General features: G+C 61.6%; 14 protein-coding genes. 5 read left to right on the forward strand and 9 right to left on the reverse strand.

The window, feature by feature from the left end; all coding sequences use genetic code 11:
* Positions 1-16: 16 nt before the first annotated feature.
* The gene (locus tag V0U79_RS06685) at positions 17-829 is read right to left on the reverse strand and encodes a DUF3108 domain-containing protein (protein ID WP_330198705.1); all 813 of its coding nucleotides are present in this window, start codon (positions 827-829) and stop codon (positions 17-19) included.
* A gap of 197 nt (positions 830-1,026) precedes the next feature.
* On the opposite strand from V0U79_RS06685, the gene rpmB reads away from it, so the two are divergent.
* The 3 genes from rpmB (at position 1,027) to V0U79_RS06700 (ending at position 3,706) form a co-directional block, all read left to right on the forward strand.
* A complete protein-coding gene (rpmB, locus tag V0U79_RS06690) occupies positions 1,027-1,314 on the forward strand; it encodes a 50S ribosomal protein L28 (protein ID WP_330198706.1) in 288 nt (95 codons plus the stop codon).
* A gap of 68 nt (positions 1,315-1,382) precedes the next feature.
* Positions 1,383-1,943, forward strand: a complete 561-nt coding sequence (locus V0U79_RS06695) for a cysteine hydrolase family protein (protein ID WP_330198707.1) — start codon at positions 1,383-1,385, stop codon at positions 1,941-1,943.
* A 29-nt stretch (positions 1,944-1,972) separates the two neighbouring features.
* Positions 1,973-3,706 (forward strand): amidohydrolase, encoded by a 1,734-nt coding sequence (locus V0U79_RS06700; RefSeq protein ID WP_330198708.1) that lies wholly within the window; start codon positions 1,973-1,975, stop codon positions 3,704-3,706.
* Positions 3,707-3,854: 148 nt separating this feature from the next.
* On the opposite strand, the gene V0U79_RS06705 is transcribed toward V0U79_RS06700, so the two are convergent.
* The 5 genes from V0U79_RS06705 to V0U79_RS06725 form a co-directional block, all read right to left on the reverse strand.
* Complete coding sequence (locus V0U79_RS06705) at positions 3,855-4,865, reverse strand: esterase-like activity of phytase family protein (protein WP_330198709.1); 1,011 nt, start codon at positions 4,863-4,865, stop codon at positions 3,855-3,857.
* Entirely contained in the window at positions 4,862-6,769 is a 1,908-nt protein-coding gene (gene cobT / locus V0U79_RS06710) for a cobaltochelatase subunit CobT (protein WP_330198710.1), read from the reverse strand. The genes V0U79_RS06705 and cobT overlap by 4 nt, the downstream gene beginning before the upstream one ends.
* On the reverse strand, positions 6,766-6,978 hold the full coding sequence (locus tag V0U79_RS06715; protein ID WP_330198711.1) for a hypothetical protein: 213 nt from the start codon (positions 6,976-6,978) through the stop codon (positions 6,766-6,768). Before V0U79_RS06715 ends, cobT begins: the two co-directional genes overlap by 4 nt.
* Positions 6,979-6,987: 9 nt before the next feature.
* Entirely contained in the window at positions 6,988-7,989 is a 1,002-nt protein-coding gene (cobS, locus tag V0U79_RS06720) for a cobaltochelatase subunit CobS (RefSeq protein ID WP_330198712.1), read from the reverse strand.
* Between the two features lie 105 nt (positions 7,990-8,094).
* Positions 8,095-8,712: a J domain-containing protein gene (locus V0U79_RS06725; protein WP_330198713.1), complete on the reverse strand. Its 618-nt coding sequence runs from the start codon at positions 8,710-8,712 to the stop codon at positions 8,095-8,097.
* A gap of 52 nt (positions 8,713-8,764) precedes the next feature.
* Between V0U79_RS06725 and V0U79_RS06730 the strand changes: the two genes are divergently transcribed.
* Positions 8,765-9,025, forward strand: a complete 261-nt coding sequence (locus V0U79_RS06730) for a BolA family protein (RefSeq protein WP_330198714.1) — start codon at positions 8,765-8,767, stop codon at positions 9,023-9,025.
* A gap of 128 nt (positions 9,026-9,153) precedes the next feature.
* Positions 9,154-9,600 (forward strand): YaiI/YqxD family protein, encoded by a 447-nt coding sequence (locus V0U79_RS06735; protein WP_330198715.1) that lies wholly within the window; start codon positions 9,154-9,156, stop codon positions 9,598-9,600.
* Here the strand turns inward: V0U79_RS06735 and V0U79_RS06740 are convergent.
* Genes V0U79_RS06740 through V0U79_RS06750 form a run of 3 tightly spaced genes read right to left on the reverse strand, consistent with a single transcriptional unit; the run spans position 9,597 to position 12,515 of the window.
* A complete protein-coding gene (locus V0U79_RS06740; RefSeq protein ID WP_330198716.1) occupies positions 9,597-10,868 on the reverse strand; it encodes an HlyC/CorC family transporter in 1,272 nt (423 codons plus the stop codon). The genes V0U79_RS06735 and V0U79_RS06740 overlap by 4 nt on opposite strands.
* Positions 10,865-11,956 carry a 3-dehydroquinate synthase gene (gene aroB, locus V0U79_RS06745; RefSeq protein ID WP_330198717.1) on the reverse strand — a complete coding sequence of 364 codons (1,092 nt, stop codon included), beginning with the start codon at positions 11,954-11,956 and terminating at the stop codon, positions 10,865-10,867. Before aroB ends, V0U79_RS06740 begins: the two co-directional genes overlap by 4 nt.
* Positions 11,949-12,515 carry a shikimate kinase gene (locus V0U79_RS06750; protein WP_330198718.1) on the reverse strand — a complete coding sequence of 189 codons (567 nt, stop codon included), beginning with the start codon at positions 12,513-12,515 and terminating at the stop codon, positions 11,949-11,951. Before V0U79_RS06750 ends, aroB begins: the two co-directional genes overlap by 8 nt.
* Positions 12,516-12,566: the final 51 nt, after the last annotated feature.

Below are 12,566 nucleotides of genomic sequence, written 5' to 3' on the forward strand. Positions count from 1 at the left end.
TATAGCGGCGTTTGACCTATTCGGCGACCGGATCGACGGAAATTGAGCGGGCTTCGATCGTGATCGCACCGAAACCGGAATTGGTGCGGATACGGACCGGCAGATGAATCGCGCCATCCGCAAACGGTGCCAGCCACAGGACGACCGGTTCGGCAATGTCCGATTCGGTAGGCATATCTTCAGGATCATAGCCGGCGATTGGCTCGTAGAAGGCATGGCAACGGATCGTTTCGCCGCGATAGGCGCGGGTGCGCAGCGTATTGCCGCCAGCGACTTCCAGACGCAGATCATAGCGCGCCTTGCCGTCAAACACCGGGATGCGGCCCGAGCAGACGTCCGAAGGATCGCTGGTCTGGCGTAGCCCCAGGCGCAGAAGCGCGCTGATCGGATCGACCGCGCCATCGCGTTGTTCCTCATTGGCGGGCGGTTCGCCCATCGAGCCGAAAGGCGGGTTCACGTCTGCCGTGGCAACACCATCCGGGAAATTGATCCCGACTGTCCGACCGGATCCGCTGGAATGATTGAAGTGCTCATAGCGCCAGGGACGCAGCGCGCCGTCCGCATAGCCGGTGATCGAGGCCTCGATATCGGCATCAGAGAACAAGGCCGCCAGGCCGGCCGTGGTGAAGCGCGCATTGGCACCGTAATTCTCATCGGCGATTTCACCCGAAAGCGTAATGTTCGCGACCCGGAAAATCAGCACCGAACCGGAATAGTTCACACTGATCGCCAGCGGCGGCGGTGCCGCCATACTGGCCATATCGGCATTATCGGCCAGCGCACTGGACGACAGAAGAAGGGCTGAGGCAGCGAGACCCGTTACCAGCATTCAAATACTCCGTTACAACAAATCCCGCCCGCTGAGATCGCCCTTTCACCTATCGCCGATCCAACATGGCTGCAAGATGAATGCGGATAGCGCGCCGCAGTGCTTGACGAATGCATCCCGCTTGGGTAAGTCCCGCGGCTCTTCGCCGACAGAAGTGTCTGGCGATAACCGAATTCATTATTGCGAAGGTAGTAGCCATGTCCCGGCGCTGTGAACTTTCTGGTGTAGGTCCTGCAGTGGGTAACAATGTTTCCCACGCCAACAACAAGACCAAGCGCCGCTTCCTGCCGAATCTGTGCGACGTCACGCTCGCTTCGGAAGTCCTCGGCCAGTCCTACAAGCTGCGCATTGCCGCCAAGACACTGCGCAGTGTCGACCATGTCGGCGGTCTGGATGCCTATCTGTTGAAGGCTGGCGATGATCAGCTGTCTGATCGCGCTCTAAAGATTAAGCGCGCCCTGAAGAAGGCTGCGGCGACGGCCTAGCTCTTCCGCCAAGGATGAAGTTTGAACGCCCGTAGCCACGCTGCGGGCGTTTTCATTTGGAGTTGCCGATGATCCTCGTTTTGCCGGTCGATATCCAGAAAGGTCTGGATGAATACGCCTATTGGGGCGGCGAGCGCTCCAATCCGGCTTTTGAGGCAAACGTTGCCCGGCTGCTCGCAGCCGCCCGGCAAATGGGTCACGAGATCATCCATATCCGCCACGATTCCACCAACCCGAAGAGCCCGTTGCGTCCCGGCCAGCCCGGCAATGAGTTCAAGGCGCAAGCGGCGCCCATGGAGGGCGAGCCGGTGATCGCCAAGTCGGTCAACTCGGCCTTTATCGGTACCGATCTCGAACAGTGCCTGCACGATTTGGCCGCCGATCATCTGGTCATTTTCGGCCTGACCGCCGAGCATTGTGTCTCCACAACAACACGCATGGCCGGCAATCTCGGCTTCCGTGTGTCGCTGGTGGGTGATGCCACAGCCGCCTTCCCCACGGTGACGCCGGATGGCGAGGCGATCGATGCGGAAACCCATCACCGCGTTCACCTCGCCGCCCTGCATCGCGAATTCGCAACCGTGATCACCACAGATGAAGCGGTTTCCCTTCTGTCGGCAGGCGACTAGTTTCCTTTTCGAAGAGAAGGGGACAATTCATGCGTTTCATCAGTCTTATTGCCGCCATCGCTCTGGCGGCCTGCTCGCAACAGGAACAATCCATGACGGTGGACGCCGGCATGGAAACCGCCCAGCCGGCCGCAGACAGCATCTTCTTCGGCGGTCCCATCTACACGGCTGACGAAATCCCCGATTTGACTATGGAAGAATCGGTCAATGCCGACGACACAGTCGACATGGTGGCGGTGCGCGACGGGATCATCGTCTTCGCCGGTTATATCGATGAAGCACCGGAATATCTGTTCGGTGAGCAAACCGAGATGATCGATCTCGACGGCGCCGCCATGTATCCCGGCTTCACCGATGCCCATGTTCACGTCATGGGGCTGGGTTCGCGCGAGCGGCTTTTGAATCTGGAAGGCACAGATTCCATTGAGGATCTGCAGGCGCGTGTCGCAGAGGCCGCGGCAGACCTGCCGGACGGCTCTGTCCTGCAGGGTCGCGGCTGGATCGAAACGCATTGGCCGGAAGGCCGCTTTCCCAACCGGCAGGATCTGGACGCCGTGGCGCCGGACGTCGCTGTTTTCCTGACCCGTGCTGACGGTCACGCACTGGTGGCCAACTCACTGGCGCTGGAGCGCGCCGGTATCAACGCCGGCAGCGTTGCTCCGGAGGGTGGCGACATCCTGCGCGATGATGATGGTGAACCCACCGGCATGCTGATCGATGCGGCGATGGGCCCCGTGCGGGCACTCGCAGGCGGATTTACCGGGCAGGATCGCGCTGATGTCTATCTGGAGGGTGCCTGGTCGGCGGCCCGTTATGGCTGGACGGGCGCTCATGACATGTCCGTGCCCTGGGCCGATGTCGCAATGATCGAGAGCCTGTCGGAAGAGCTGCCGATCCGCGTCTATATCTCCGCCAATCCGGATGGGCTGGCACCGCTGGTGGCCGATGGACCGGTGTTCAGTGATAACCGCCGGGTCATCGCCCGGGCGGTGAAGATGTATATGGACGGTGCGCTGGGATCACGCGGGGCTGCCCTGTTGGAACCCTATAGCGATGATCCGGCCAATTCCGGCCTGGTGCTCAGCCGGGAAGATGAAACCCTGTCGGCCATGGTTCTGGCGCTGGAAAACGGTATCCAGCTGAATATCCATGCCATCGGCGATCGCGGCAACCGCATGCTGCTCGACTGGATTGAGGAGGCGCAGAACGCCACCCCTGCCGGCGAAGATGCCGCCGCCAACGGCCGCTGGCGCGACGAGCACACCCAGATCGTCGACCCCGCGGATATCCCGCGCTTTGCCGAGCTGGGGGTCATTCCGTCCATGCAGCCCAGCCATGCCATTGGCGACCTCTTCTTTGCTCCGGACCGTCTGGGGCCGGATCGGCTGGACGGCGCCTATGCCTGGCGGGCGCTGATCGATTCAGGCGTGGTGATCGCTGGCGGCTCGGATGCGCCGGTCGAGCGCGGTGATCCGCGTATCGAATTTTACGCCGCCGTCGCGCGCCGTGGGCTGGACGGTACCCAGACCGAGGACTGGCGCCCGGATCAGGCTGTGACGCGGGCCGAAGCCCTGCGCATGTTCACGGCCTGGCCAGCCTATGCCTCCTTCCGTGAGGATGAGGTCGGCCGCATTGTCGAAGGTCTGCGCGCTGATTTCACCGTCTTTTCGGACGACATCATGACGATCCCGGAAGAGGATATCCTGACCGTTGAACCGGTGATGACGGTGCTGGATGGCGAGATCGTCTGGCGGGCGGAATAGGTCTGTCTCTTTTTCCTCCCCCGTTCACGGGGGAGGTGGCAGCGAAGCTGACGGAGGGGGGCAATGGCAAGCGAAAGCCCCCCTCGGCCTTTTTCCCCGCTTTCGCGGGGACAGGCAGGCCACTCCCCCCGCAAGCAGGGGGAGAAAACTACTCGGAATACTCTTCCGTCAGCAGACCGGGCAGTGCAAAACTGAGCAACAGCGTCCGCTGGCCGGGATTGTAATTGTCATCCGAGAGGATGAAGAGGCGCCTCTCGCCATTCACCTCGCCAATGGAAATGCCCTCGAAATTGTCGATCGTCATGCCGGGTTCGAGTTCGGCGAGGACATTCCAGCCGGTTGAATATGCACTGAGTGTGACATGGTCCGGATTTGATCCCACGGGGTCGGGATGGCTTGTAATCCTTATGCGGTTACCGATGTCTCGCGAATAAAATCGTTCGAGCACCAATAGACCGAATTCGGATGTCGCCAGACCCGTAATGCCAAAACCCTCGGCGGCATCATGATCAACGACTTCCGGCTCTTCGCCATTTTGCATATGCCAGATCGAATGCGGGCGGCCTTCAACGATCGGATATTCGATCCCCGCCCAGTACCCGCCTTCAACGGGTGCCAGGCTTTCAATTCCGCCATTCTCGCGCAGACGATCCGTGCCCGGCGGGGCGGGCAGGGGCGTTGGCATCGCGATGGCGACGCCCGACCAGTCCGGTGCGATGTCATAGCGGGAGATACGGTGTTCTCGCTCGAAGCTGACCGCATAGGCACCATTACCCAGCGGGGCGAGGCCTTCGGCATCGGCGGCATCACCGGTCAGGTGTTGGCCATCCGGCCCCAGCATGGGCGCATAGAAAGTCTGCGACAGGCCGGTCAGCCAGCCATTGCCGTCAAACTCCAGATGCGCGGTCAGCCAGTAGGCGGAATCGGAAATCGCCAGCATCCTTTCGCCTTCGATTTCCATGGCCGACAATCCACCGAACCGCTCATCCGCCGAGGTCAGCACCAGGCCGCCGCGATACTCCAGCCCGCCGACATCCGTGCGTTCCGGCGTCTCCGGATAGAGCGGCACGCTTTCCGTCTCGATGCGGATCGGGCCGGGCTCGTCAGCCCCGCTACAGGCTGCAACGGCCAGTACAGCAACAAGGATCAGCGCTCTCATATCTTCGCTCCCAGCTCGGCCCAGTCGGCCTTCTTCAGGCCGCGCGTAACGTTCGACGACGACGGATTGATGGCAGGGCCCTTCACCGCCGCATCCTTGTCGAACAGGGCGGCCAGCTGCTCGGTCATCGCCCCGCCCAGCTGTTCGACATCGGTGATTGTCACCGCGCGCCTGTAATAGCGGGTCACGTCATGGCCGATCCCGATGGCGAGAAGCTCGATGTCGGACCGGTTCTCGATCTGGGCGATCATCTCGCGCAGATGGCGCTCCAGATAGGCGCCCGGATTGGCCGATTGCGTACCGTCATCCACCGGTGCCCCGTCCGAAATCACCATCAATATCCGCCGTTGTTCCGGCCGCATGGACAGGCGCTTCCATGCCCACAAAAGGGCTTCGCCGTCGATATTTTCCTTGAGCAGGCCTTCGCGCATCATCAGGCCGAGATTGACCCGGCTGCGCCGCCAGGGTTCGTCAGCATTTTTATAGACGATATGGCGGATATCGTTGAGGCGGCCCGGATTGACCGGCTTGCCGGCCTCGATCCAGGCTTCCTTGGCGCGCCCGCCCTTCCAGGACCGGGTGGTAAAGCCGAGGATTTCCGTCTTCACGCCGCAGCGTTCCAGCGTCCGCGCCAGAATGTCTGCACACGAGGCCGCCGTCATGATCGGACGGCCGCGCATGGAGCCGGAATTGTCGATCAGAAGGGTGACGATCGTGTCGCGGAATTCGGTTTCCTGTTCCTGCTTGAAGGAGAGCGGCGAGGTGGGATCGGTGACCACGCGTGTCAGCCGGGCCGGGTCCAGCACGCCTTCTTCCAGATCAAACGCCCAGGAGCGCGTCTGCTGGGCCATCAGCCGGCGTTGCAGCCGGTTGGCGAGACGCCCGACCGCGCCCTCAACGCCCTTCATGTGCTGGTCGAGATAACGGCGCAGCCGGTCCAGCTCTTCCTCATCACACAGATCTTCCGCGCGGATGATTTCGTCGAATTTGGTGGTGAAGATGCGATAGCTTTCCGCCGGCCGGTCCTCGAAGCGGACATGGTTGGGGCGCTCGGCACGCGCCGCCTCGCCACTGTCTTCCTGGCTGTCCAGCTCGCCCATATTCTCGTCGGACTGGAAGTCGATCTCGTCATCATCCGCCGACTGGCCTTCGGCGTCGACGTCTTCCCCCTCATCGCCATCAGGCTCGCTATCGCCATCATCCTCGCCGGTCTGTTGCTCGCGCTCCATGCCGGCATCGTCATCATTTTCCTTGTCGGACTCTTCCGGATCACCGCCCAGCTCGTCCGCCAGGTCCAGATCCCGGATCACGTCTTCCAGCGCTCGCGCGAATTTCTTCTGGTCACCGGCATTCTCGGCCAGCGCATCCAGCGCTTCACCGGCGCGTTCTTCCAGATCATCGCGCCAGACCCGCATCAGCCCGTCGACGGCCGGGGTCACCGGTTCGCCGGTAATCCGCTCACGCACCAGCATGCCGACCGCTTCGTGCAGCGGTGCCTGCTGGCGATCCTCCACACGGTTCCAGCCTTTGGCGATGGCTTTCGCTTCCAGAGCGGCGTTCAGATTGGCCGCCACGCCGCGCATCGCCTTGGCCCCGAGGCCTTCGACGCGCGCCTGCTCGGCGGCCTCGAAGATGGCGCGGCCCTGCGAGCCTGGCGGCAGGGTTTCGGAAAACACCTGCTTGTTGTGGTGCAACAGTTTCAGCGCCAGGGCATCGGCCCGCCCGCGTGCGGCCTTGGCTTCAGCGGCGCTCACCTCGCCGGGATTGGGCAGGGTCAGCTTGCCCTTGGCATAATTGGCGATCTCGCCGCCAAAGCGCACTTCCAGATCCTTGTCCTGGGCAATCGCCCGGGCGGAAATGGCCAGAGCGCGCTTGAACGCATCGGCGAGGGGATTGTCGGTCATTCGGCGTTCTTTTTGATCAGACGAAAGGCGGAGTAAACGTAAGCGGCAAGAAGCGTGATCATGATGAGCCCGAAGAAGCCCATTGCGATGCCAAATCCAATACCGCCGCTCACGAGGCCCCATAAACTATGCGCCAGCAGGTAATAGGCTAGCGCTGCAACGAGGAGTCCAAACACCAGAGTGACGACGAGTATGAACGCCGCCCTCAACATCGTGCCCTAAGCCGCGCTCGCGGGCTTGGCCGGGGTCGGCTTCAGCGGCGCTTCGGGCAAATCCTCGCCGAAGACGCGCTGATAGAATTCAGCAATCGTCGGGCGTTCCAGCTCGTCACACTTGTTGAGGAAGGTCAGGCGGAAAGCCTGTCCTATATCGCCGAATATCTCGGCATTTTCCGCCCAGGTCAGCACGGTGCGCGGGCTCATCACGGTGGAAATATCGCCATTCATGAAGGCATCGCGGCTCATATCGGCCACCTTCACCATGTCGGCGATGGCCTTCTGGCCTTCCGGTGTGCCGCCGAATTCTTTCAGGCGCGAGGCGATGATCTTCTCTTCGGTCTCGGCCGGCAGATAGTTCAGCGTTGCCACGATCGACCAGCGGTCCATCTGGCCCTGATTGATCTGCTGGGTGCCGTGATAAAGGCCCGTCGTATCGCCCAGGCCCACCGTATTGGTGGTTGCAAACAGGCGGAAATAGGGGTGCGGACGGATCACCTTGGTCTGGTCCAGCAGCGTTAGTGAGCCCGAGGCTTCCAGCACGCGCTGGATCACGAACATCACATCCGGACGGCCGGCATCATATTCATCAAACAAAAGCGCGACCGGGCGCTGCAGCGCCCAGGGCAGAATGCCTTCCTGGAATTCGGTGACCTGCTTGCCATCGCGCAGCACGATGGCGTCCTTGCCGACCATGTCGATGCGGCTGACATGGCTGTCCAGATTGATCCGGATCATCGGCCAGTTGAGGCGCGCGGCGACCTGTTCGACGTGAGTGGATTTCCCGGTGCCGTGATAGCCTTGGATCATCACCCGGCGATTACGGGCAAAGCCGGCGAGGATGGCGCGCGTGGTGGCCGGATCGAAGACATAGGCCTCGTCCACCGGCGGTGTGTGCTCGTCAGGTACGGAAAAGGCGGGCACTTCGAAACCGGGGTCGAAACCGAAAAGGGCTTCGCAATCGGCAATCGTATCGGGCTCGGAAAGAGGGAAATTATCGCTCATGGCACTCATATATCGGGCAGGGCGCGCTCAAGACCAGCACGCGAGTCATCTGCTCACTAGCACGGGGTCTGCAGCCGGGAAAAGAGCGCACACGGTCACACCGTGTTACGCCATCCCCGCATTCTTCAGGATCTGGTAGGCGTGGATCACCCGGCCCAGCTGTTCTTCGGAGGAGCGGTCGCCACCATTCGCATCCGGGTGAAAGCGTTTCACCATCTCGGCATAGCGCTTCTTGACCACGCCCTTGCTCTCGGATCCGTCGAGTTGCAGCGTTTCCAGAGCAGCGGCCTGCAGCTTGCCGAAGCGGCGGCGATTAGGCTCGGGAGCGGGATCGCCTTGCGGCCGCTTGCCAAACAGGCCGAACGGGTCGGCAAAGCCGTCGCGGAAATCCTTTGAGGCTTTCTGCGCCTTCCTGTTCTTTCCGGTATTGGACCGGAAATTCCAGGTCGGGCGGTGGCCATAATGTGCCGAGGCATTGAAGGCCGCGACCGCGTCCTCATCCATGTCCTCGAAGAAATTCCAGGACTTGTTGTATTGCGCGGCATGGCTCTGACAGAACCAGTGCACATCATTGAGGTCGGCTGTGCCTTTCGGCGCGCGGCAATCTCCGTGCGCGCGGCATCCCGGCCATTCGCAGACACGCTCTTCCGGCGCCGCCTTGTCGGTCGGCGGCTTGATGCGGATGTCCTTGAACCGCGGGCGGTATGTAAAATCGCCGTCCATTGCCCTAAGTATGGGGCCCAAGGCCTTAAGCGGCAACAAACAGGAGGTGCAATTGGCGGGTGAGGTTCAGCAGCGGATCGAGGAAAAGCTCAAATCTGCCTTTTCTCCGCAGGAATTGGCGGTAACTGATGAAAGTGCCCTTCACCATGGTCATGCTGGCGCGCCCGAAGGCGGGCAGAGCCATTTCCATGTCGAGATCCGGGCCGATTCGCTGTCCGGCCTGTCCCGGGTCGAGCGCCAGCGGGCGATCAACAAGGTGCTCGCCGAGGAACTCGCCGGGCCGGTGCACGCGCTGCGCATGACGGTAAGATAGTTTCCTCCTCCGTTCACGGGGGAGGTGGCAGCGAAGCTGACGGAGGGGGCCATGCCCCCTCGGCCTTTCAGGCCACTCCCCCCGCAGGCAGGGGGAGAAAATTCAAGCCTCGAAGGACGGCCATCAGAATGACCCTCTACATTGATGCCGATGCTTGCCCGGTAAAGGACGAGGCGATCCGCGTGGCCGAGCGTCACCGGACCGAGGTGAAACTGGTCTGTGATGGCGGGCTGCGCCGCCCGCAGAGCCCGTGGGCCCAGCTGGTCATCGTTCCGGAAGGCGCCGATGCCGCCGATGACTGGATCGCAGAGCGGATCGGTCCGGGCGATATCTGCGTCACGGCAGACATTCCGCTGGCGGATCGCTGCCTGAAGGCTGGCGGTGCGGCCATTGATCATCGCGGCAAGCCTTTTGATGCCGACAATATCGGCTCGGTCCTGGCAACGCGGAATCTGATGGCAGATCTGCGCTCGGCGGGCACGATGGAAGGTGGTGGCGGCAAGCCGTTTTCCGCCCGCGACCGCTCGGATTTCCTCAACGGTCTGGAAATCCTGTTCCAGAAACTGAAGCGCTAGCCCTCTTCCGGCAATGCCGATACCCGCATCTTGGCGATCTGGTTACGGCGCCGCTCGACGATCTCGAAACGCTTGCCATGAAAGCTGAAAACCTGGCCGGTTTCCGGAATGGTCTGGCTCTCATGGATGACGAGGCCCGCCATCGTAACGGCTTCCTCGTCCGGCAAATCCCAGTCCAGCGCCCGGTTGACGTCACGGATCGGGGTTGCGCCATCGATCAGCCAGATCCCGTCTTCCTCCATCTTGACGCCTTCAACGGTAATGTCGTGCTCGTCCTCGATCTCGCCGACAATTTCTTCGAGAATGTCTTCCAGCGTGACCAGACCCATCAGCGCGCCGTATTCATCGACCACCAGGGCGAAGTGCTCGCGCTTCTCGCGGAAGGCGTTCAGCTGGTCCAGGAGCTCAGTGGTTTCCGGCACAAACCAGGGCTCGCGGCAGACCGCCTTTAGATCGATGGCTGATGGATCGCCGGCGGCCTTGAGCAGTGCCCGCGCCAGATCGCGGGCATGCAGGACGCCGACAATGTTCTCGGCATCGCCCTGAAAGAGCGGCAGCCTGGTATGCGGACTATTCAGCGCGTAGGCGAAAATATCAGCCACCGGCAGTCCGGCATCGATCATGGTGATGTTCTTGCGATGCACCATGACGTCATCGACGGTCAGTTCACGCAGATCGAGAACGCCGCCCAGCATGTCACGGTCATCCTTGACCACGCCGCCTTCCTGGTGGTGCAGATCGATATGGCCGCGCAATTCGTCATGGCTCGACAGGACCGGGCCTTCGACATTGGCGCCAAAAATCCGAAGCGTTCCCCGGACAATCGCCTGAACTGTCGCAACGATCGGCGCGAACAGCGTCACGAATATGGAAATCGGCAGGGCGACGGCCTGGGCAAAACGGTCCGGATTGGACAAGGCATAGGTCTTGGGAAGGACCTCGGCAAAGATCAGGACCAGCATGGTCATGACCAGCGTGGCGTAAGCAACGCCGGCTTCGCCGAAAAGATGAAGGAAAACCGCTGCAGCAATCGATGAGGCGAGGATATTTACCAGGTTATTGCCCAGCAGGATCGCCCCGATCAGGCGCTCGCGGTCCTCGGTCAAATGATTGACACGGCGGGCGGAAACCTCGCCGTCCTTTTCCAGTTGCAGCATGCGCGCCCGCGAAACAGCGGTCAGCGATGTTTCCGAGCCCGAGAAAAAGGCGGAAAACAGGAGCAGGAGCACAATTCCGCCAAGCGAAATCAGGATCCAGGTCTCGATCATTGTATCTTGTCTTTCAGGAAGTTGAGAAGATCGGCCTCATCGGCCACTTCGTGAATAAAGGCATTACCGATGCCGCGCGCAAGAACGAGGCGGATTGCCCCTCCCGCATTCTTCTTATCATGGCGCATGCGTTCGACCATAGCCTCGGCAGTAAACGGCGCGCCGGGCAGGCTGCCCAACCCGGTCTCCAGCCCGACCAGCTTCAGATAATCCTTCACTCGCCGGGCATCGTTTTCCGGACAAATCCCCAAGCGGACAGAATAGTCGAAGGCCAGCGCCATGCCGGCGGCCACCGCTTCACCGTGCAGCAGCGCACCTTTCGCATCGCTCTCCAGCGCATGACCGAATGTGTGACCGAAATTGAGCAGCGCCCGCTGTCCGGCTTCGCGTTCATCGGCCTCGACAATGTCCGCCTTGAACTGGATGGCGGTCTTCAGATGCGCCTGCAGATGCAGTGCGGTAAGGCTGTCCCGATTGGAATATTCAAGCTGGTCGAAGAAATCGGCATCGCCGATCAGGGCCGCTTTGATGATTTCGGCATAGCCGGCCAGCAATTGGCGCTTCGGCAGCGTGTCCAGAAAGGCAAAATCGGCGACAACCAGGCGGGGCTGGTGGAACGCGCCGACCAGATTCTTGCCCTGGGGCATGTTGATGGCGGTTTTTCCGCCGACCGAGGAATCCGCCATCGCCAGCAGCGTAGTCGGAACCTGGATGACATCAATGCCGCGCTTGTAAATGGCCGCGGCAAAACCGGCGAGATCGCCGGTAACACCGCCGCCGATGGCAATGATCGCATCACCTCGCTCCAGCGCGCGCTCCAGTAGCTGGCTCAACACGATTTCCAGCATGCCAAAGGATTTGGCTGTTTCTCCTTCCGGGATCTCGATCGGGGCTCCGGCAATCTGAAGGTGGCCCAGACCGGTTTCGACGAAATCTTTGTGCAAACGAAGCACATTGGCGTCGGCCAGCACGGCATACCGGCGCTCAGGCGATACGGCTGCAAGGCGCTGGGCGATCGACCAGGCGCCCTGTCCGATCAGGATTTCATAGCTGCGCTCGCCGAGGGATATGGTGACCAGTTCAGTCATTGACGGCCTTCAATGGAAACCCGAGCGGCACCAGGGCTTCCAGTATCCGTTCCACGGCAGTGGCATGCGGGCCCTGATCGCCCTCGATCTGGATATCCGCCTCGGCATAGGCCGCTTCGCGCTTGGCCATCAGTTCGGCCATGACCGCGCGGGGATTGTCGGTTCGAAGCAAGGGGCGGTTGTCACGGCGGGATACGCGCTCCATCAGCGTATCGAGATCGGCCTTCAGCCAGATCGAAATCGCCTTTTCGCGCACCAGCTTGCGGGTCTCGTCATTGACGAAGGCGCCGCCGCCCAGGGCAAGAACGGCCTGGCCCTCTTCCAGCAGCCGCGCGATGACGCGGCGCTCTCCGTCCCGAAAGGCGGCTTCACCGAAATCCGAGAATATATCCGCGACAGGCCGGTCGGCCGCTTTCTCGATCTCTTCATCGGCATCCTTGAACGGCAGTTCCAGCGCAGCGGCAAGCCGCCGGCCGACCGTTGTCTTGCCTGCGCCCATCAGCCCGACCAGCACGATGGGGCGGCCGTCTGCAGCGCCGGATGCAGAATCTTCACTCATGTCTGCACCATATAAGCCTTCGCCGTGGTCTGGAAATTGCCGCATTCAGCC

Source organism: Hyphobacterium lacteum, assembly GCF_036330345.1.
GTDB classification, from domain to species: domain Bacteria; phylum Pseudomonadota; class Alphaproteobacteria; order Caulobacterales; family Maricaulaceae; genus Hyphobacterium; species Hyphobacterium lacteum.